General features: G+C 64.1%; 14 protein-coding genes. 8 read left to right on the forward strand and 6 right to left on the reverse strand.

The genetic code is table 11. The features are described from left to right. Positions 1 to 20: 20 nt before the first annotated feature. The 6 genes from AC07OZ_RS21835 (at position 21) to AC07OZ_RS21860 (ending at position 10,093) form a co-directional block, all read left to right on the forward strand. Positions 21 to 626 carry a shikimate kinase gene (locus AC07OZ_RS21835; protein ID WP_495469400.1) on the forward strand — a complete coding sequence of 202 codons (606 nt, stop codon included), beginning with the start codon at positions 21 to 23 and terminating at the stop codon, positions 624 to 626. Beyond that, on the forward strand, positions 607 to 1,722 hold the full coding sequence (aroB, locus tag AC07OZ_RS21840) for a 3-dehydroquinate synthase (RefSeq protein ID WP_495469175.1): 1,116 nt from the start codon (positions 607 to 609) through the stop codon (positions 1,720 to 1,722). Before AC07OZ_RS21835 ends, aroB begins: the two co-directional genes overlap by 20 nt. Positions 1,723 to 1,743: 21 nt before the next feature. Beyond that, positions 1,744 to 2,877, forward strand: a complete 1,134-nt coding sequence (locus AC07OZ_RS21845; protein WP_495469401.1) for a deoxyguanosinetriphosphate triphosphohydrolase — start codon at positions 1,744 to 1,746, stop codon at positions 2,875 to 2,877. 91 nt (positions 2,878 to 2,968) lie between these two features. Beyond that, positions 2,969 to 3,595, forward strand: a complete 627-nt coding sequence (locus AC07OZ_RS21850; RefSeq protein WP_495469176.1) for a transposase — start codon at positions 2,969 to 2,971, stop codon at positions 3,593 to 3,595. Between the two features lie 162 nt (positions 3,596 to 3,757). Beyond that, a complete protein-coding gene (locus AC07OZ_RS21855) occupies positions 3,758 to 8,566 on the forward strand; it encodes a glutamate synthase-related protein (protein WP_495469177.1) in 4,809 nt (1,602 codons plus the stop codon). A gap of 51 nt (positions 8,567 to 8,617) precedes the next feature. After that, the gene (locus AC07OZ_RS21860; RefSeq protein ID WP_495469178.1) at positions 8,618 to 10,093 is read left to right on the forward strand and encodes a glutamate synthase subunit beta; all 1,476 of its coding nucleotides are present in this window, start codon (positions 8,618 to 8,620) and stop codon (positions 10,091 to 10,093) included. A 180-nt stretch (positions 10,094 to 10,273) separates the two neighbouring features. On the opposite strand, the gene AC07OZ_RS21865 is transcribed toward AC07OZ_RS21860, so the two are convergent. Genes AC07OZ_RS21865 through AC07OZ_RS21890 form a run of 6 tightly spaced genes read right to left on the reverse strand, consistent with a single transcriptional unit; the run spans position 10,274 to position 17,528 of the window. Beyond that, positions 10,274 to 14,128, reverse strand: coding sequence for a pilus assembly protein (locus AC07OZ_RS21865; RefSeq protein WP_495469179.1), 3,855 nt, complete (start codon positions 14,126 to 14,128; stop codon positions 10,274 to 10,276). 13 nt (positions 14,129 to 14,141) lie between these two features. Then, positions 14,142 to 14,771, reverse strand: coding sequence for a hypothetical protein (locus AC07OZ_RS21870; protein ID WP_495469180.1), 630 nt, complete (start codon positions 14,769 to 14,771; stop codon positions 14,142 to 14,144). A 23-nt stretch (positions 14,772 to 14,794) separates the two neighbouring features. Further along, positions 14,795 to 15,997 (reverse strand): PilW family protein, encoded by a 1,203-nt coding sequence (locus AC07OZ_RS21875; RefSeq protein WP_495469181.1) that lies wholly within the window; start codon positions 15,995 to 15,997, stop codon positions 14,795 to 14,797. A 2-nt stretch (positions 15,998 to 15,999) separates the two neighbouring features. After that, positions 16,000 to 16,386 (reverse strand): type IV pilus modification PilV family protein, encoded by a 387-nt coding sequence (locus AC07OZ_RS21880; RefSeq protein ID WP_495469182.1) that lies wholly within the window; start codon positions 16,384 to 16,386, stop codon positions 16,000 to 16,002. Positions 16,387 to 16,398: 12 nt separating this feature from the next. Next, positions 16,399 to 17,055 (reverse strand): GspH/FimT family pseudopilin, encoded by a 657-nt coding sequence (locus tag AC07OZ_RS21885; protein ID WP_495469183.1) that lies wholly within the window; start codon positions 17,053 to 17,055, stop codon positions 16,399 to 16,401. Then, a complete protein-coding gene (locus AC07OZ_RS21890) occupies positions 17,049 to 17,528 on the reverse strand; it encodes a type IV pilin protein (RefSeq protein WP_495469184.1) in 480 nt (159 codons plus the stop codon). Before AC07OZ_RS21890 ends, AC07OZ_RS21885 begins: the two co-directional genes overlap by 7 nt. 270 nt (positions 17,529 to 17,798) lie before the next feature. Here AC07OZ_RS21890 and AC07OZ_RS21895 point away from each other — a divergent pair, with 270 nt between their 5' ends. Further along, positions 17,799 to 18,641 (forward strand): ABC transporter ATP-binding protein, encoded by an 843-nt coding sequence (locus AC07OZ_RS21895; RefSeq protein WP_495469185.1) that lies wholly within the window; start codon positions 17,799 to 17,801, stop codon positions 18,639 to 18,641. Continuing rightward, a complete protein-coding gene (gene mlaE, locus AC07OZ_RS21900; RefSeq protein WP_495469186.1) occupies positions 18,638 to 19,417 on the forward strand; it encodes a lipid asymmetry maintenance ABC transporter permease subunit MlaE in 780 nt (259 codons plus the stop codon). The genes AC07OZ_RS21895 and mlaE overlap by 4 nt, the downstream gene beginning before the upstream one ends. Positions 19,418 to 19,455: the final 38 nt, after the last annotated feature.

Below are 19,455 nucleotides of genomic sequence, written 5' to 3' on the forward strand. Positions count from 1 at the left end.
AGAGGTTATCGCCGTTGACCTTGGTGATCACCCTGGTCGGTATGCCCGGCGGTGGCAAATCCACCGTCGGTCGCCTGCTGGCCCGGCAGCTCGACATCGCCTTCGTCGACTCCGACGCCGAGATCGAAAAGGATCTCGGCGGCGAGTCGATCAAGGATTACTTCGCCCGTGAGGGCGAAGCGTCGTTTCGGGACCTCGAATCGCGCGTCATTGCGCGGCTGCTTGGCGAGGCAGATGCCGGCCGGGAGATCATCCTGGCGACGGGCGGCGGTGCGGTGCTGCGCGAGATCAATCGCGATCGATTGAAAGCGCATTCGACAGTCGTGTACCTTCGCTCGTCCCCTGAAGAACTCTTCCGGCGATTGCGACACGACACCCAGCGCCCCCTGCTCCAGGTGGCCAACCCGCTGGCCAAGCTGCGTGAGCTGTATGGACAGCGCGATCCGCTCTATAGGCGCTGCGCAGATTTCGTGCTCGAGTCAAGTCGCCCATCGGTGCATGGACTGGCGAACATGATCCTGATGCAACTGGAACTGGCGGGCCTCATCGACCCCTCCCGCGTGGCGGCCACTGTCGGGGCAGGCGAGGCCCCGTACACTTCCAGGAATGACCGCTCCGGCTCCTGAATTCACGTCCACCGTCGCCATCGACCTCGGCGAACGGCGCTACGACATCCTCATCGGCTCTGGCCTCTTCGATGCGCCGTCATCCTGGGGCGGCCTGCCGCGCGCCTCCGTCGCGATGATCGTCACCAACGATGTGGTGGCCCCCCTGTACCTGTCGAGCTTGGAGCGGCAGCTTGCGCCTCATTACGATCGGATTGAATCGACCGTCCTGCCGGACGGCGAGCAGCACAAGAACTGGGCGTCGCTCGATGTGGTCATCGATCAACTCCTGGCTGGTGCGGCCGACCGCAAGACGGTGCTGTTTGCGCTGGGCGGTGGCGTCGTCGGTGATCTGACCGGATTCGCGGCGGCGATCTACATGCGTGGCGTGCCGTTCGTGCAAGTGCCGACAACCTTGCTCGCGCAGGTCGATTCGTCGGTCGGTGGCAAGACGGCGATCAATCATCCGCGCGGCAAGAACATGGTGGGAGCGTTCTATCAGCCGGTACGGGTGGTCGCCGACTTGGACACGCTGGACACACTGCCTGAGCGAGAGCTCTCGGCAGGTCTGGCCGAAATCATCAAGTACGGACCGATCGCCGATCCGGCCTTCCTCGATTGGATCGAGAACAACCTCGATGCCATGCTGGCTCGTGACAAGTCAGCACTGGCTTACGCAGTGAAACGCAGCTGCGAGATCAAGGCTTGGGTCGTCGGACAGGACGAACGCGAATCCGGTCTGCGTGTCATCCTGAACTTTGGCCACACCTTTGGCCACGCCATCGAGACAGGTCTCGGCTACGGCGCGTGGTTGCACGGTGAAGGAGTGGGCTGCGGCATGGTCCTCGCGTCCGAGTTGTCGGCGCGACTGGGTTTGATGCCGGCGTCCTTCGTTGACCGGATGACCCGGCTGATCGAACGGGCGCACCTGCCCGTGAAGGCGCCCAGCATGCCCATCGATCGATGGCTCGACCTGATGCGCGTCGACAAGAAGAATGAGGGCGGCGAGATCCGGTTCGTCGTCATCGAGAGCCTCGGCAGGGCCGGCATGCGGGGCGCTCCCGATGCGATGGTGGCTGAGGTGATCGCTGCACACACTGAGCGCGGCCTTCGTTGAAAGTCTGAATCGACAATGATGATGCTGCGCGCGCCTTATGCCTCCGATCCCGCGCGCAGCCGCGGTCGACGTCACGTCGAAGCATCCGCGCCAACACGCAGCGAATTCCAACGAGACCGCGACCGTATCGTTCACAGCACGGCGTTCCGGCGGTTGGTCTACAAGACGCAGGTCTTCCTCAACCATGAGGGCGACCTGTTTCGAACGCGGCTGACGCATTCGCTGGAAGTTGCGCAACTGGGGCGTTCGATCGCGCGCAGCCTGGCGTTGGACGAAGACCTCGTCGAGACCATCGCGCTCGCGCACGACCTGGGGCATACGCCTTTCGGTCATGCCGGCCAGGATGTGCTGAACGACTGCATGAAGGCGCATGGCGGCTTTGAGCACAACCTGCAATCGCTGCGAGTCGTCGACAAGCTCGAGCAGCGTTATCCGGCGTTCGATGGACTCAATCTCAGTTTCGAGAGCCGGGAAGGTATCCTCAAGCATTGCAGCAAGCGCGATGCGCAGCGCATCGACCAACGCGAACCGGACGGTGTCGCGGCCCGTTTCCTTCGCGGCGGGCAGCCGAGTCTTGAAGCGCAGCTCTGCAACCTGGCGGATGAGGTGGCTTACAACGCCCACGATGTCGATGACGGCGTGCGGTCGGGACTGGTGACGCTGGAGCAGCTGGAGGAGGTGCCGCTGGTGCACCGATATCTGCGCGAGACCTTGTCCGCCTATCCTGAGCTGGCGGGGAAACGGCTGCTGGCAGAGACCATTCGCCGCATGCTGTCGCAGCAGGTCTACGACATCATCGATGCCAGCCGGGCGGCAATCGAGGCGGTCCATCCCGTGGATGCTGAAGATGCGCGCACCAAAGGGCCGCTGGTGCGTTTCAGCCCCGAGATGCGCCACGCGAGCACCGAGCTCAAGCGTTTCCTGTTCGCCAACCTCTATCGCCACCCAGTCGTCCAGCAACAGCGCGACCGCGCCGAACAGGTGCTGCGCGAACTGTTCCAGCTCTACCTCAGCGATCCCGGACACCTGCCTGCCGATTTCGCGGACGGTGAAGACCACGCGCGCGCCTGTTCGGACTACATCGCAGGCATGACCGACCGCTTCGCGCTCAAGGAGCATGAGCGGCTGACGGGAAAGAAGCTGTTCGTCGCATAATTGGGGACAGACTACTGTTCCCACCATGGCGCGACTCCCCCGGCTGGCTCTCGCTGACCACTTGCATCACCTGATTCATCGCGGACACAACTTGCAGCCGATCGTCTTGGACGACGAAGACCGCAAGGCGCTACTCGCCGCACTGCAAGAGAGCGCGGCAACCCATCGGGTGGCGATCCACGCGTATGCCGTGATGCCGAACCATCTTCATCTGCTGGCCACTCCTTCCGCAGACGACGGCCTGAGCCGGATGATGCAGGCACTGGGGCGGCGTTACGTCAGCGCCTTCAACCTTCGTCATGGCCGAGTGGGCACCTTGTGGGAGGGCAGGTTCCGGGCGGCGCCGCTGGAAGCGGAAAGCCATCTCCTGGCCGTGATGCGCAGCATCGAGTTGAACCCTCAACGCGCTGGCTTGAGCGCGGATCCGGGTGACTTTGCGTGGTCTTCGGCCGCGCACCACCTTGGGCGACGGAGAGATCCACTCGTCAGTGATCCGCCCGGATTCTGGGCACTTGGAAATACGCCGTTTGAGCGGGAGCTGACTTGGCGTCGCTGGCTGGAAGACGGAGAGTCCGAGACAGAGCGTCAGAAGCTGATCGATTCAGCCATGAAAGGCTGGCCGCTTGGTTCGGCACGGTTCCTGCAATCACTGGGGGAAATCAGCACGCGGCCGATGAGTCCGCGCCCGCGAGGGCGACCTCGCAAGGTTGTGCCCTAGGGCGCCGAAACCGTCATCAAATGATCTGTCCCTATTTAATGGATGCGGATCCGCCACGGGCTCGTTAAATCGATACCGACCCCATTTAGTTGTGCTTGTGCCGTTCGAAGGCGCGTCTTAACCTGCGCGGGTTCCGTTTTCCGAGAATCCAGGAGGCCACCGATGTCGGCAGCTCAAGATCAGCGCCCCCCGCAACCATTGTTCACCGTCGCGACTCCGGCAGTCGTGCCGGCGGCGGGGCCGTCCACGAATGAGATCCGCGAGCTCGCTGCCCACGGTCTGTACAACGGCGCCAATGAAAAGGACGCCTGCGGTCTGGGCTTCGTGGCCCACATCAAGGGTCAGAAGGCACATCACATCGTGCAGCAGGGTCTGAAAATCCTGGAGAACCTGGACCACCGTGGGGCGGTCGGTGCCGACAAGCTGATGGGCGACGGTGCAGGCATCCTGATCCAGATCCCGGACGAGTTCTACCGCGCGGAGATGGCCAAGCAGGGCGTCACGTTGCCGCCTCCTGGCGAATACGGTGTCGGCATGATCTTCCTGCCGAAGGAACATGCGTCGCGTCTGGCATGCGAACAGGAACTGGCGCGCGCCATCAAGGCCGAGGGGCAGGTGTTGATCGGCTGGCGTGACGTGCCGGTGGACCGCGACATGCCGATGTCGCCCACCGTGCGCGAGAAGGAGCCGATCATCCGGCAGATCTTCATCGGCCGCGGTCCGGACATCATCGTCCCCGACGCGCTCGAGCGGAAGCTGTACGTGATCCGCAAGACGGCCTCCAGTGCGATCCAGGCGCTCAAGCTGACGCACAGTCGCGAGTACTACGTGCCGTCGATGAGCTGCCGTACCGTCATCTACAAGGGCCTGCTGCTCGCCGACCAGGTCGGAAAGTACTACAAGGACCTGGCCGACCCGCGCGTCGTCAGCGCGATCGCGCTGGTGCACCAGCGCTTCTCGACCAACACCTTCCCTGAGTGGCCGCTGGCGCACCCATACCGGATGGTGGCCCACAACGGTGAAATCAACACCGTGAAAGGCAATTTCAACTGGATGCGTGCTCGCGAGGGCGTCATGAAGTCCCCGGTGTTGGGCGACGATCTGAAGAAGCTGTACCCGATCAGCTTCGAGCACCAGTCCGACACGGCGACTTTCGACAACGCCATCGAATTGCTGACGATGTCGGGGTACCCGCTCGCGCACGCCGCGATGATGATGATCCCCGAGGCCTGGGAGCAGCACGAGTGGATGGATGAGCGCCGCCGCGCGTTCTACGAGTACCACGCGGCGATGATGGAGCCGTGGGATGGCCCCGCCGCGATGGTCTTCACCGACGGCCGCCAGGTCTGCGCAGCGCTTGATCGCAACGGCCTGCGTCCGGCCCGCTATTGGGTCACCGACGATGATCTGGTCGTGCTGGCCTCCGAGTCCGGCGTGTTGCCGATTCCCGAGTCGCGCGTCGTCAAGAAGTGGCGCCTGCAGCCGGGCAAGATGTTCCTGATCGACCTGGAGCAAGGTCGCATCATCGATGACGAAGAGCTCAAGACCCAGTACGCGAACGCCCGTCCTTACCGCCAGTGGATTGAGAACGTCCGCGTCAAGCTCGACGAGATCCCCGCGCCCGAGGTCACCGCGCCAGTGTTCCCGGCCTCTCTGCTGGATCGCCAGCAAGCCTTCGGCTTCACGCAGGAAGACATCAAGTTCCTGCTCGCACCGATGGCCGCCAACGGCGAGGAAGGCATCGGCTCGATGGGCAACGACAGCCCGCTGGCGGTGCTATCCGACAAGAACAAGCCGCTCTACAACTACTTCAAGCAGCTGTTTGCGCAGGTCACCAACCCGCCGATCGATCCGATCCGCGAAGCGATCGTGATGTCGCTGAACAGCTTCATCGGTCCCAAGCCCAACCTGCTCGACATCAACGCGGTGAACCCGCCGATGCGGCTCGAGGTCACGCAGCCTGTGCTGGATTTCGAATCGATGGCCCGCCTGCGCGCGATCGAGCATCACACCAACGGCAAGTTCAAGCCGTATGAACTCGACATCACCTATCCGCTGGACTGGGGCCGTGAAGGGGTCGAAGCGCAACTCGCATCGCTGTGCGCCGAAACCGTCGACGCCATCAAGGGCGGTCACAACATCCTGATCATCACGGACCGCCATCTGAGTGCGAACCGTGTTGCGATCCCCGCACTGCTGGCGCTGTCGGCAGTCCACCATCACCTCGTGCGCGAGGGCCTGCGCACGACAGCCGGCCTGGTGGTCGAGACCGGTACCGCGCGCGAGGTGCATCACTTCGCCGTGCTGGCTGGCTTCGGCGCCGAAGCGGTCCATCCCTATCTGGCGCTGGAGACGCTGCAGGCGATGACGTCGGAGCTGCCGGCCTCGCTGTCGGCCGACAAGGCGGTCTACAACTACATCAAGGCGGTGGGCAAGGGGCTGTCGAAGATCATGTCCAAGATGGGCATCTCGACCTACATGTCCTACTGCGGCGCGCAGATCTTCGAGGCCATCGGCCTGAAGGCCGATCTCGTTGCCAAGTACTTCCGCGGCACGCCGACCCAGGTCGGCGGCATCGGCGTGTTCGAGGTCGCGGAAGAGGCGCTGCGCCTGCACCGTGCGGCCTTCGGTGACGATCCGGTGCTGGAGCACATGCTGGACGCCGGCGGCGAGTATGCATGGCGCGCTCGCGGTGAGGAGCACATGTGGAGTCCCGACGCGATCGCCAAGCTGCAGCACAGCACTCGCTCGGGCAAGTTCGACACGTACAAGGAATACGCTCAGCTGATCAACGATCAGAGCAAGCGCCACATGACGTTGCGAGGCCTGTTCGAGTTCAAGTTCGATCCGAACCGGGCCATCCCGGTCGAGGAAGTTGAATCGGCCGCTGACATCGTCAAGCGCTTCGCCACCGGAGCCATGTCGCTGGGTTCGATCTCTACGGAGGCGCATGCGACGCTGGCCGTCGCGATGAACCGCATCGGCGGCAAAAGCAATACCGGCGAAGGCGGCGAGGATCCGGCGCGTTATCGCAACGAGCTCAAGGGCATCAAGATCACGGCCGGCACGAAGATGTCGGACGTCGTCGGCAGCAAGGTCGTCGAGGCCGACTACGAGTTGCAGGAGGGAGACTCGATGCGCTCGCGCATCAAGCAGGTTGCATCGGGTCGCTTCGGTGTCACGACTGAATACCTCGTCAGTGCCGATCAGATCCAGATCAAGATGGCTCAGGGCGCCAAGCCCGGTGAGGGTGGTCAACTGCCCGGCGGCAAGGTCACGGACTACATCGGCTTCCTGCGTCACTCGGTGCCGGGAGTCGGTCTGATCTCGCCGCCGCCGCACCACGACATCTATTCGATCGAGGACCTGGCGCAGCTGATCCACGACCTGAAGAACGTCAATCCGCGCGCCGATGTCTCGGTGAAGCTGGTGTCCGAAGTCGGCGTCGGCACGATCGCGACCGGCGTGGCGAAGGCCAAGGCCGACCACATCGTGATCGCAGGCCACGACGGCGGCACAGGCGCCTCGCCGTGGAGTTCGATCAAGCACTGCGGCACTCCGTGGGAGCTTGGCCTGGCAGAAGCGCAGCAGACGCTGGTGCTGAACCGGCTGCGGGGCCGCGTGCGCGTGCAGGCGGACGGCCAGATGAAAACCGGTCGCGACGTTGTCATTGGCGCTTTGCTCGGCGCGGATGAGTTCGGCTTCGCGACGGCCCCGTTGGTCGTCGAGGGCTGCATCATGATGCGCAAATGCCATCTGAACACCTGCCCGGTCGGCGTGGCGACGCAGGACCCGGTGCTGCGCAGGAAGTTCAGCGGCAAGCCCGAGCACGTGGTGAACTACTTCTTCTTCGTTGCAGAAGAAGCGCGCCAGATCATGGCGCAGCTAGGCATCCGCAAGTTCGATGACCTGATCGGTCGCGCCGACCTGCTCGACACGAAGAAGGGCATCAGTCACTGGAAGGCCAAGGGCCTGGACTTCACCCGCGTGTTCCACCGTCCGGAGCTGTCGGCCGACGTGGCCCGTTTGCACAACGACCAGCAGGACCACGGCTTGGACCGCGCGCTGGACGTCAAGCTGATCGAGAAATGTCTGCCCGCGTTCGAGAAGGGCGAGAAGGTGCGCTTCATGCAGGAAGTGACCAACGTGCGCCGCACCGTGGGCGCGATGCTGTCGGGCGAGTTGATCCGTCGCCGTCCTGAGGGCCTGGACGACCAGACCATCTTCATCCAGATGGAAGGAACGGGTGGACAGAGCTTCGGTGCCTTCCTCGCGCCAGGCATCACGTTCTATCTGATCGGCGACGCCAACGACTACACCGGCAAGGGCTTGTCCGGTGGCCGCATCGTCGTGCGTCCGTCGATCGACTTCCGAGGTGATGCGACGAAGAACATCATCGTCGGCAACACCGTGCTGTACGGCGCGACGAAGGGCGAGGCATTCTTCCGTGGCGTCGCTGGGGAACGCTTCGCGGTGCGACTGTCCGGCGCGACGGCGGTCGTCGAGGGCACGGGCGACCACGGCTGCGAATACATGACCGGCGGTACCGCCGTCGTGCTCGGCCGGACCGGCCGCAATTTCGCGGCCGGCATGAGCGGTGGGCTTGCGTATGTCTTCGACGAGGACGGCCAGTTTGCCAAGCGTTGCAATACCAGCATGGTGTCGTTGGACAAGCTTTTGCCCGCGCATGAGCAGGAGGCCACGATGGACAAGGCCCTCTGGCACAAGCTCGGTGATGGAGAGTCCCGCACCGACGAGGCGCTCCTCAAAAAGCTGATCGAGGACCACCATCGCTGGACCGGCAGCCAACGCGCCCGGGACATCCTGGACCACTGGGCCGAATCCCGCGCCAAGTTCGTCAAGGTCTTCCCGAACGAGTACCGCCGCGCCTTGGGCGAGATGGGTGCTGCCAAGGAAACCGCCGCCACGATAGCTCTTGCCAAGGCGCCCGCCGCCAAGGCCAAGGTCTGATCCGTCCGCGTCGTCATCACAGAAGATTCAGGAATTCAGGAGCAAGCCGTCATGGGAAAAGTCACCGGCTTCATGGAGTACGAGCGTCTGGAAGAGGGCTACCAGCCCGTCGATGCACGGCTCAAGAACTACAAGGAATTCGTCATCGGCCTCAACGTCGAGCAGGCGAAACAACAGGGCGCGCGATGCATGGACTGCGGAACCCCGTTCTGCAACAGCGGCTGTCCGGTCAACAACATCATTCCCGACTTCAACGACCTCGTGTACCGGGGTGGAGACACGGACTGGAAGAGCGCCATCGCGGTGCTGCATTCGACCAACAACTTTCCCGAGTTCACCGGCCGCATCTGTCCTGCGCCCTGCGAGGCCGCTTGCACACTCAACGTGAATGACGACGCGGTCGGCATCAAGTCGATCGAGCACGCGATCATTGACCGTGCCTGGGCTGAAGGCTGGGTGTCGCCGCGTCCGGCGAAGGTGAAATCCGGCAAGACCGTCGCCATCGTCGGTTCCGGCCCGGCCGGCTTGGCTGCCGCCCAGCAACTGGCGCGTGTCGGACACAGCGTCACGGTGTTCGAGAAGAACGACCGCATCGGTGGCCTGCTCCGCTATGGCATCCCTGACTTCAAGATGGAGAAGAGCCACATCGACCGACGCGTCCAGCAAATGGAAGCGGAGGGTGTGGTCTTCCGCACCGGCGTGATGGTGGCGCATCTCTCCGAGGGCTCCAAGGTGACGAACTGGGCCAAGGACGTGATCACTGCTGATGAGCTGACTCAGCAATTCGATGCCGTGTTGCTGGCTGGCGGTGCCGAGCAGTCGCGCGATCTGCCCGTGCCGGGACGCGATCTGGCGGGTGTGCATTTCGCGATGGAGTTCCTGCCGCAGCAGAACAAGGTCAACGCCGGCGACAAGCTCAAGGGTCAGTTGCGCGCCGACGGCAAGCACGTCGTCGTGATCGGCGGCGGCGACACTGGCAGCGATTGCGTGGGCACCAGCAACCGCCATGGCGCGAAGAGCGTGACCCAGTTCGAGCTGATGCCCCAGCCGCCGGAAGTCGAGGACCGGCCGATGACCTGGCCCTATTGGCCGATCAAGCTGCGCACCTCGTCCAGCCATGAGGAAGGCTGTGAACGCGAGTTCGCGATCGCGACCAAGGAGTTCATCGGAGAGAAGGGCAAGGTCACCGGCGTGAAGACGGTGCGCGTGGAGTGGGTCAACGGCAAGGTGGTGGAAGTTCCAAGCAGCGAGCAGATCCTCAAGGCGGACCTTGTGCTGCTGGCGATGGGCTTTGTGAGCCCGGTCGCGACCATCGTCGATGCGTTCGGCGTGGCCAAGGATGCGCGCGGCAACGCCAAAGCCAGCACGGAGTTCAATGGTGGCTACAAGACCAGCGCGGCCAAGGTTTTCGCTGCCGGCGACATGCGTCGCGGGCAATCGCTGGTGGTGTGGGCCATCCGCGAAGGTCGGCAGGCCGCCCGCGCGATCGATGAGTTCCTGATGGGCGACAGCGCGCTCCCGCGCTGAGCGGCGAGCGACCGGTGCGCACGAGTTCAGACGTGCACTGACCTGAAGGCTCCGATTTGAAACACCCACCGGTGAAAGCCGGTGGGTGTTTTCATTCGTGGAGGTTGTTCGTCCCCTGCGGCACCGAAAGGTCGAAAAAAAGCCCGGCGGCTGCCGGGCTTTGCTGGAAGGGTGGGAGGATCAGAGAGTGCCGCCCACGGAGCTGCGCAGGGGGACTTCGCGCCAGTTCAGGATCTTGTTCCCCAAGTTGCCAGGTTGATTCGTGCAACCGATGCCGACACCAGCGCCAGAGCCGCAATTCGGGGCGTTGTTGCCACCGCCACCGCCACCGCCGTCGGTCGACCCCCCCATCACCAGCACCACTTTGCCGTCGACCTGCGCGAACTTCAGATCGGTGACGGCAAAGCCAGGCGACAGATAGGCCGCATTGTTTGTGAACTGGGTCTTGCCGGTTCCCAGGTCCAATGCGTAAACGATGCTGTTGCCGCTGGGATTGCAGGGGTTCGAGTTGTTCGGAAGGGTGGCGGCGAATGCGACGATGCTGCCGAAAGCGGTCGGGTCATTGATGATCCGATAACCGGTCAGGGCGTTCAGGTACCAGCCATCTTGCGTCGTGTAGTCGACGGTGACGCCCTGAGTCGGATCGACCAACTGCTGCAGGTTGTTCGGCCTGATCGGGAAGGTCATGCCAGCCGGCAGGTCGGTAGCGCTGGCGAAGCTGCCGGCGTTGCCGTCGACGACCGCGTACATCCGTTGGACCTGGGTGTTCGTCAGATCGCTTGCCGCGAGCAGCTTGCCGGTGCCGAAGACCAGGAAACGGCGGTTGCTGCGAGGCTGAATGACACCGATGACCTGGGTCGTGATGGGCTGGGCCGCGCCAGCCGGATCGAGCGCACGCACCACCTTCGTGGCCGTCGGATAGCTGCCCGTGGGCAGGCGCAGGTCGTAACGCCACACGTTGCCGCGCAGATCACCGCCATAGACGCTCTCTGCCAGGAGCGTGCTCGTGTCCAGATAGAACGGCGTGACGTTGATCATGTTGCTGGGATTGGCGGCCGTACCGTCATCCTGCGTGATGTCCGTGCCGGTCGGCGTATCGACGCGCTGCAGCAAGGCCCCGGTACGGGCGTTGATGATGTACAGGTGGTTCTTGCCCGACGCGTTGTTCAGACCTGCCGACACCATGACGACCCATCCGTACTGCGCCAGCTTGGCGATCACCGGCGTGCCGAAGGTAAAGCCCATGTCGCTGTCCGTGAACTCCCACAGCACCTTGCTCGCAGCGGCGGTTTCACTGGTGATGCCTGACACGTCGGTCAGATCCAGCGCATAAAGGCTGCGCCCCCCCTTGCCGAGACCGCCAACCACGATCGTGCGCCAGTCCGTCCCGGACCCTCCGACGGTTTTGCCGAAGTCCACATCCATCGTGGCAGGCGGTGCGTCCACGAGGAACCGATGCTCGAAGTCCGGATTGCCCACCCATTGAAGACCGTCGGTCGCTGGCGTGTTGTTGGGTCCGGTATAGGCAGGTCCCGGGACGTAGGCGAACAACTCCTTGCCGGCGGTGCTGCCGGACAGCGATCCGTCGATCACGTGGACCACGCCGTAGTTGGTGCCGGCCACGACGACGTTCGGACGGGAAGCCCGGGCCGCCTTGTACGCGCCATATCCAGGGTTGCTGGCTTCGGACAGCTGCAGCACCGGTGGGCCGACGACCGTGACCTTCGCATTGACGATGTCGCCGACCAATGCGACGCGGGTCCGGTAGGCCTTGGAGCTGCCGGTGACAGTCGAATTCTGCTCTTGGCTACGGTCTCCGCGAAGGTAATTCAGGTAGTCACTGGCGTCGCTGCCGCTGCGGTAGCTGGTATCCAACGCCGCCGACTGCGTCGACGAGATGCTGGCCAGGCGGAAGGGTACGGCTGCCTTGGTCGAGGTGTTCCAGGTGACCATGAAGCGCCCGGTGTTCCAGCCGTTGCCTGCGGCCTGTGCGTCCAGCTTTTCCGTGAAGCGCCAGACGTCCGTGCTTGTCGTGCTGCCGCTGGCCGAGTCATAGGCCAGCGATCGGGCCACGACTTCGCCCGTCCAGCTCGAAGCGTCGAATTGGGCCGCATAGTTCGCCGTGCCGGAGGAGGAGATCTTCTGCTCCGCCGTGGAGAACGCCGATGAGTAGGCTTTCATTCGCGAGGCAATGCTGGCGAAGGCCTTGGTCAGACCGGTGACCATGGCGGCCGGTTGGCCTGCGGTGAAGTAGGTGTCTGGACGCAGTTGCCCGCCGACCGTGTCGGACGTCGGACCCGTGTGCCACCACGCTTGCTGCAGGTCGGTCGTGCGCGTCGCGGGGTTGAAATCGGCAGGCAACTGTGCGCCGCCATACTTTGTGGCCAGGTAGTACTGGTTGTTGTTCTTGTAGGTCTGCAGTTCCAGCACATCCACCCAGTAGGTCTGGACGGTCTGCATGCCCGCCGACTTGGTGTCGACGTCCGGACGAATGTCGTTGGAGTTGGCCCAGTAGGCCAGCCCCGCCATCAGCGCCCCGTTGTTCGTGCAGCAACCGTTGTAGGGTTGCTGAGCCGCAAGGTTGCTGATACCGGCCATCGTGCCGACATAGTTGGTATATGTCGTGACGTTCACGCCGGTGTCGTTTGACACTTCAACGGGCTTGGAGGGCTCGGAGTTGCCGGTGGAGCCCGGCAGATTGCGGTCGGCGTGAGTGTTGACGTCGCCGATCCCCAGAATGAAGTTCTTCTGGCAGGAGTACTGGATCGGGTCGTCCCAGGTCGTGATCACGGGGAAGCCGTCGGCGTAGGTCGCACGGGTGGCGGCATTGGCCGAGCCGGGTGTGGACCAGGACGAGACGTTGCCCAGGTTGCGGTAATAGCGCAGCGCCGCGTAATACAGCTCGCCGACCGGGTCGTAGGTCTTGTAAGAGCCCGAGGAGCCGAACTTGTTCAGGTAGTTCATCACGCCGCTGTTGGAGATCGGCGTATTGAAGGAGTTGGCGGCCGCGGTCGCCGTTGCATCGATGGTGTCCGGATTGGTCACCATGACGCCGGTGGTGTCACTCCATTCCGCTTGCGGGTTGGAAATCTCAGTGCCTCCAGGAACCGGCTGCGTCGGGCCGACGAACTTCTGCCGGGCACGCAGCACCGCGCCGTCGCGGCTCAAGTTGCCGTCATTCAGATAGCCGAAAGCGCTGAAGCGGATCCGATCGGAGTATTGCTGGATGAGACCTTCGGGCTTGTAATTCGAGCCGTACTGCTTGCAGTTGGATTCGAGGTAGTCCGTCCCCAGCGTTGCATCGCAGACCCGTGCGCGCACGTTGACGACGTACGAGGTGCCCATCGCCCAATCGGTGGCCGACGGGACGAATCCCGAGGGGTTGCCCGAGTTGTTGTCACCGTTGCCGCTGAAACGCATCTGCACGCCAAGACCTTGGATGCGGATCTTGAGGCCGGTCCAGGTCGAGGTGTTTCCCTGGGACTTGAAGACCAGTGGCGTGGCACCGGCGATGATGTTGGCATCGCTGATCGAACGATCGGGGAAATTTCCTGTCCCGCCTTGACCGCTGGCATAGGCTTTCTCCAGCACCGTCGCGGTAGTCGTGTCGTAGACACGATAGCCGCCGGTCAGCGCCCATCGGAACGGGTCGATCGTCTGCGTGGTCGCCCAGTTCAGGAAGTTGCCGCTCCACTTGCGATTGCAGACGTGCGCTGCTGCCTTCGCGACCGGCGCGAAGTTGTCCATCGGAATCGGATTGGTGCCGGTGCTCGTCGACAGCCGGTAGTCGTAGCACTTGTCGGGGTCGAAGTAACCCAGGTAAGTGGAGGCGGGCTTGTATGTGGCGTCGATGTGGGCGTTGCCCACTGCGGTGGGGAATTCCACCGACGGCGTCAGCGCCAGGTTACCCGGCACGGAGACCGATGCGAACACCGGCTTGTCTGCCAGGGCGGTCTGGGCCAGCACTCCGGATGCGGCGGCAAGGAGCGCCGCTGCAATGCCGGCGCGCTGCAGGCTGAAGAGGAAATTGGACATCGAAGGACCTCGGTCAGTTCGGCTGCGTCGTGTAGGTCGACTGGAAGAAGGAGAAGGCGTCGTGCGGGCCCATCACACGCACCGTGATGCGATAGGTCACCTGGGGCTTGGGTTTGGGAACACTGGCGGAGTAACCGCCGAGGGGGACTGTCGCGGCCACCAGGCAGTTTGTCGCGTTGTAGGCGCCTTGGGTCGTGCACAGCCGGTCGATCAGATAGTGCACACGGACAGAGTCCGCCGGCACCACGATTTCCAACGCGGCATTGCCCAGGCCGTTCATCGTTGCGGGCGTGCCGCCGACATTGAGCATGGCTGTCGGAATGCCCGAGGCGTCTGCCGGCAGCATCACGGCGCTGTAGTTCAGCGCCGGGTTCGAGGTCTGGCGAAGGACATCGGTGGAGAGCGCGCCCTGGTCCAACGAGGCCGCAGCGGCTCGGATCGCCTGTTCGGCCCGATTGGCCATGTCGCGCTTGAAACCGAAGTTGCCCACGCTCGTGAGCGTGACGTTCATCGACCGCATCGCGACGGCCGCGCCGATCAGCAGCACGGCCAGCGTGATCAACGCGATCACCATGATCACGCCGCGCTGGGCCCGGGCGACCGACGCTGGAGGACGGCAGCGGGACAGGGGGGGGAGGGGCATCGTGGACATGCTGGAACGTGGCTTCAAGGAATGGGCGGGCGAGACGGCGCGTTGGCGATCGTGTTGCGCAGCGGGACCGTGAACTCCACCAGTCGGTACGCGCGCTTGCGCTCGTCGCCGGCGGGCACGTTGTAAACCTGTTGCATGGCGCCAGGCAGCGACTGGAACATGGTCAACGTCGCCGGCGAGACGTCGTCGTCTTTCTCGAAACGATCGCCGCGCAACACCATGGCCACTCGCATGGCCATGATCTGGCGCATCGACGTCGCAGCGGCGACGGTCCCGTTGTTCAAGAACGCCGGCGAAAAATTGCCAGTCGGCGTGACCCAGCCGGTGATCGTGCCCGTCGGAACAGGCGCGTTCTCGATGCCGTATCGCACGCGGAGGTCGACGACGCCGTCAGCCAGCGGCACCGGCGTGTTTGCTGCGCCAGGAAGGTTCGTCAATCGCAGGAGGTCGTAGTTCACCAATTGCTGACTGGCGTTGATGCCGAGCAACATCAGGCGGGGGGTGTTGGCGGTCTGGTTGCCGAGGTTCGTGACATAGGCGTCGTCCGGGGTGCCGCCATTGAACCCGGCCATGGTTGCGGGCCCCACGGCAAGCGCCTGGAACGGTCCGTCGAGTTGCAGCAACTGGGCGGTGCCGCCCGCGAAGCCGGCGGCCGCCTGAATCATCATGCAGGGCTGTGCCCCCTTGGTCAGCAACATCAGGTCGCCGCCGCGGATGCCCAGCGTGTTGGCCAACAACAGCGTGTTCGCCGTGACGGAGCCCGGCGATACCAGCAGCGGCGCTTCGCTGACGCCGGCGGAGCCTGTCATCACCTGGATCACGTCCGAGCCGTTGTCGCCGATGCCGGGGTAGGCCACCAGTGGAATCAGGCGCGCGGTGGTGGGCACGTTCTGGAACGGTGCCGGGAAGCTCGCGGTCGCCGGCAGAAGCTGGGCGCCACCGGCGGACACGCTCAGCACGCAACCGAAGGAGGCCGCGATCTGGAAAATGCCGGATCCGGCGCTGCGCAACTGCCGGTCGAGATCGTAGGCAATGTAGCCCGTGTTGAGGGCGAGATCGGAACTCGACGCAGTGCGCCGCTTGTTCGACTCGAAACGGTTCATCACGATGCCGAGGGCGGCGATCATCACCAGACCGATGGTCATCGAGACCAGCAGCTCCACCAGGGTGAAGCCACGCTGGCGTCGCGCTGGCGGGGACAGGGGGAGCATCGTCATGATCAGTTCAAGCGCACGTCGGTGATGTACTGGCGCGCGGCGCCGGTGGTGGTGGACCAGGTGATCGTGATGCGCGCCACTTGGCCGGTCATCGTCACTTGGCCGCGGGCGTTGAGCAGCCCCGACTGCCTCACGTCGCCGACCCGGGCCTGCCAGGCCGCGATCGTCGGCGGCGCGATATTGCTGTAGGCCCACATGTCGTTGGTGAGGTCCGCGGCGAGCACGGCCGCGCGCTGGGAGTCCTCGACACCGGCTGTGGTCTGGGATGCACGGGCCATCAGAGTCAGCAGCCCGACCATGCCGATCGTCATCACGACCATGGCGACCATCAGCTCGATCAGCGTCATGCCTCGTTGACGGGCGCGGCGAAAGGGGTGGGGAAATGTCATGGGGCCTCCCTTTCAGGTGAACGACACGCCGGCGGCTGGACAGCCATCAGGCGTGGAGTTCGATTGCACGCGGTCGCGATCGCACAGTCGGACGCTGCCGCCGAGCGTCACCCATACGGACAGACGCTTGAGTTGCGCCGCGGATGCGCCGGTGGAAGAGTCGACCCAATAGACGATCTGTCCACTGGCCGGGAGGTTGCAGCCCACCAGGCCGCCGGTCTGGGGGGTCGCATTGGTCAGCGCCACAGGACGACCGTTCGGGCCGAAGCAGACCGCGCCAGGGCCTTGGACGGTGACCGTCGCCGTCTGTTCGGTAAGTCGGCCGCAGATCGCGGGTACCGTGACCGCGTTGTTGTTCATCGTGAGCGCGATGTTCGGCACCACGCGGACAATGAAATAAGCGCCGTCGGCTGACGGGGCTTCGGCGCCGGTACAGGTGCTCTGAGCGGAGCGGTAGAACGCCACGGGTTGGTAGCTCTTGACCGCTTCCGCCTGCGCCATGCGCAACGCGCTGGCGATGCTGCTGCCCGCTGTGCGCGTCTGGGCGTTTGCGCTGAAAGCTCTGAGCGTCGGCGCGGCCAAGGCCGTCGTCAAGCCAATGATCGCCACGACGATCAGCAACTCGATCAGCGTGAAGCCGCGCTGTCCGCGGTCTCCGGAGATCAACATGCTTCCCCCTTGGACATCACCCAGCGGGACGCACACGTGTTCCAGCCCGCGGGTGCCTTGACCGTGGCACGTGTGTCCCGCTCGTTCACCGTGAAGGCGAAATCCTTGAGCAGGTTGTCGGTGCTGACCGCCTGCAGCGTGTAGTTGGCAGCGCCGGTGGAGCCATAGGTGCCCGTGCAGCTGATGCTGAACTTGCCAATCGTCTGCGCCGTGGCGCACGGAGGTGTATTGCCGCCGCTTGCCGCGTAGGTCCGGAAGTTCTGGAAATAGGATTCCATGTCGGATCTCATGCCCGTCAGCCCGGTGGCGGCATCGGTGAGTGATCCGCGGATCGCATAGCTGCGGTAGCTGGGCAGGGCGATGGCGAGGAGGATGCCAACGATCGCGATGGCGATCATCAGCTCGATCAGCGTGAAGCCCCGGCCGCCGTGGGGCCGGCGTTGAGCGGAAGAGGTCTTGAGGATCCCGAACATGAAGCGCTCCTTGTTTCCGAAATTATCGACAGCGGGCCTCGGAAGGCGAGGCCGCTCGTCGTGCCTTGGATTCCGCCCGTCTCACGACGACCTTCGAATGTGACGTCCGTCACGTCCTGGCGTCCGGTCCACCGGTCGGGCGAGGCGGGGGCTCTCTCATATATCTGCACCCCGCCCCAGGTGTCCTCCGGCATCAATTCGGGCTTTACCCTATGATCCCGGCTCCCGGACGCCTGCCGCCCGGCATCGTCCCGGATCGATCCCAAGGAAATGGCATTCACTGATCCCAATTCATCCAGAAGCGTCCGCCCACTGATCGAAGTGAAGGATGTGACCGTCGGCTATGGCGACCGGATCATCCTCAAAGACGTCAATGTGACCCTGCCCCGCGGCAAGGTGATGGCGCTGATCGGTTCATCGGGCGGCGGCAAGACGACGTTGCTGCGCTTGCTGACGCGGCAATTGCGGCCACGCTCCGGACAGGTGCTGTTCGATGGACAGGATCTCGCGCCGATGGACCAGACCCAGCTCTATGTGCAACGTCGCCGCATGGGCATGTTGTTCCAGTTCGGCGCGCTGTTCACGGACCTGAGCGTGTTCGAGAACGTCGCCTTTCCGTTGCGCGAGCACACCCGGCTGCCCGAATCGATGATTCGCGACCTCGTCTTGATGAAGCTCAACGCGGTCGGGTTGCGCGGCGCCCGCGACCTGATGCCCAACGAGGTGTCCGGTGGCATGGCGCGGCGCGTCGCGCTGGCGCGCGCGATCGCGCTGGATCCAGACCTGGTGCTTTACGACGAACCCTTTGCCGGCCTGGATCCGATCTCCTTGGGCGTGACCGCGCGGCTGATCCGGGATCTCAACGACGCGCTGGGGCTGACCAGCGTGATCGTCTCCCACGACATCCATGAGACCTTCGGCATCGCCGATCATGTCGTGATGGTGGCCAACGGAGGCGTCGTCGCCCAGGGGACACCGGAAGAACTGCGCCACAGCACGGATCCGCTGGTGCATCAGTTTGTCAATGCCGAATCCGACGGCCCCGTACGCTTCCACCAGCCCGCCAAGCCGGTCCGCGAGGACTTCGGCCTGCCGCAGGAGGCCTCGGCATGATCGGTTTCGCCACCTCGATCGGGCGCGGTCTGCGCCTGAAGCTCGGAGACTGGGGCGCCTCGGCTCGCCTCCTGGGCACGCTGCTGCTGCATCTGGGTGCCTGCCTGCGGCGTTTCTCGCTGGTCCGGGAACAGATCTTCTTCCTCGGCAACCGCTCGCTATCCATCATCGGCGTGTCCGGGTTGTTCGTCGGTTTTGTCCTGGCGCTGCAGGGCTACTACACGCTGCAGCGTTACGGTTCTGCGGAAGCTGTCGGCCTGCTGGTCGCGCTGAGCCTGGTGCGCGAGCTTGGGCCGGTGGTCGCGGCGCTGCTGTTCGCCGGCCGTGCCGGGACGTCGCTGACCGCCGAGATCGGCCTGATGAAGGCGGGCGAACAGCTCAGCGCCATGGAAATGATGGCGGTCGACCCGGTGCAGCGCGTGCTCGCGCCGCGCTTCTGGGCCGGCTTCATTGCAATGCCGCTGCTTGCGGCGGTGTTTTCCGCAGTCGGGATCATCGGCGGTTGGCTGGTGGCTGTGCCGCTGATCGGCATCGACGCGGGATCGTTCTGGTCGCAGATGCAAGGTGGCGTCGACGTGTTCAAGGACGTCGGCAACGGCTTCGTCAAGAGCGTGGTGTTCGGGGTGACGGTCAGCTTCGTCGCCCTGTTGCAGGGCTACGCCTGCAAGCCCACGCCCGAGGGTGTGTCCCAGGCGACGACGCGCACCGTCGTACTGTCGTCGCTGGCAGTGCTGGGTCTGGATTTCATCCTGACCGCCATGATGTTCTCGATCTGACGCGCCGCGCGCGATCCATCGACACCACAACCGAATTC

The organism is Roseateles sp. GW821-FHT09G03 (genome assembly GCF_059416045.1).